Source organism: Pseudomonas sp. Eth.TT006 (assembly GCF_054456575.1).
The window spans coordinates 1-1,855 of record NZ_JBTJEN010000037.1 but is presented as its reverse complement, the minus strand read 5'-3'; the positions used below and the strand labels follow the sequence as shown (position 1 = coordinate 1,855).

General features: G+C 58.1%; 1 protein-coding gene and 1 pseudogene. One reads left to right on the top strand and one right to left on the bottom strand.

Annotation, left to right across the window (positions count from 1 at the left end):
- On the bottom strand, nt 1–243 hold a 243-nt coding region (locus tag ACXR0M_RS27205), incomplete at its 3' end, for a DUF6124 family protein (protein WP_458834687.1).
- A gap of 529 nt (nt 244–772) precedes the next feature.
- Here ACXR0M_RS27205 and ACXR0M_RS27200 point away from each other — a divergent pair.
- Nucleotides 773–1,855 (top strand): annotated as a pseudogene (locus ACXR0M_RS27200) (hypothetical protein); the annotation flags it as partial.

Here is a 1,855-nt window from a genome sequence, read left to right as displayed (position 1 = left end):
GGCCATGTCACTGGCGGCAGCCAGGGATTCGCAGGCTTCGACGAGCAGGGTTTCTTCGTCTACTGCCGGGTCGACGAGGAAGATCCTGCTGGACTTGCGCGACGGGATGGAGAGTTTCAGTGAGCCGGGGTTGAGGTAGAAGCTGATGGCGCGGTCGGTCGCCTGTTTTATCTTTTGCGGGTCGAGGGCCGGATCGTACGGGATGGGGTCGGCGTCTGGGGGATTGGGTGTGGCTTTGAACATAGATGACACTCTGTTTTGAAATAATGAGGAGCCATCACTCTCGCTACCAAACGAAGGGTGGCGGCCATTTGTGGGTTGGTAGACCGGTCAAAACAGTAAACCCGGCGCTCCCGAAGGAGCCCCACGCATGGCCACCATTAAAGCAGAGCCCCAATAAGGGACTTTATAAGGTGGCGCTTACAACTGTAATGAAACGGGCTACCAAACCCGATCACTGATTTCAGTGACAGAGAAACGATATAGCCCGGCCCATAGCCGTGTAAGCCGGCGGATTCTGGCGTAGGCGTAGGTAACGGCGCAAGGCGTTGTAGGCGCTATGGCGTAACGGCTCGTGTACTTTAAACATCTTGGCGCGGATAACGTTCGGGTGCGCGCCGGTAGCGGGATTTGCGCAAATATGAAGGAACCAGCCCCGGCAACCGCTCGTCGAAAACCTTCGCACCCCTGTCAGATCTGACAGTAGCCAGCCCCGTGCTTTCCCTGTGTGATAAAGGCCTGCCCCACCAGACCGACATACCGGGAGACCGCCATGAATCTTCAATCACAAGAAGCAAACGCCGCGCTGGCCTTATACCCGGTGTACCCGCCGCAATGGATAACTCCCGTGCAGCCGGCGGGTCTTGCTGATGGGGGTATTGCTCTCTCTGCATTCGGGTCGCAGGGGCTGATGCTCGTCATCGATCCGATCACCGGTTTGCGCACGTGGACCATGGCTGCTTTTGATACCGTGACGCTCTATGTCAACGGTGTTGATACCGGCGTCAAAGAAACCATCTTGCCGGGAAAGGAAGGCGACCGCTTCGCTGTTTACGTGCCGCAGCGCTGGTTCACCAACGGTGTCAACGCTGTGCACTACAAGGTGACTCGAGTCAGTGGCAATGAAGAGGACTCCCTCACGCTCAAGCTGCTGTACCACAACCCGGCGCCCACCATTACCGTCAGTCATCCCGCCAGCATCGGCCCGGGGCAGCCTGCGGTCATCACCTTCACGCGGGGTTATCCACGGGCTTACGACACCGTAACGCTGACCATCGGCACCTGGAGCATCCGGCTCACCCATCCCGATCACACCAAACCACTCACGTATACCTTGACCGCCGCCGATCTCCAGCAGATTGGCGACGGCACTCGTTCGGTGTCTGCCGTGGTGGTTGATCAACTGACCAACTCCGGGGTCTCAGCAACTACTTCAATCGCTATCAGTGCCAATCGGCTTGATCTGCAACCGCCAACCGTCGAGAGAGCAAGCGGCAACAACTACACACCAAGCAATCAGGACATCATCGGTTTAGTGCCAAAAGGTTCGCTGCTGCCCACCGACAAGATCTCCTTCGTATGGCAAGCCGCCCCCGGCGTCGCGGTAGATGGCTCCTTCACCAGCCTGCAGCAGCTGGTCAGTGCCGGACTCCGATTCGTGATACCTCACTCGGTGCTGGCCTACAGCCTGCGCAAACAGGTCACCGTGACCTATGTTGTAGAACGAAATGGCGTCATTTGGACCTCATTGCCCTTGCTGCTGAACATCCTGCCTCTGCCCGCCAACGCGCTGAACCCGCCAAAAATCCTCGAGGCCGACGCCAACAACGTTCTGGATGTGACCCTTCTCGGCGAC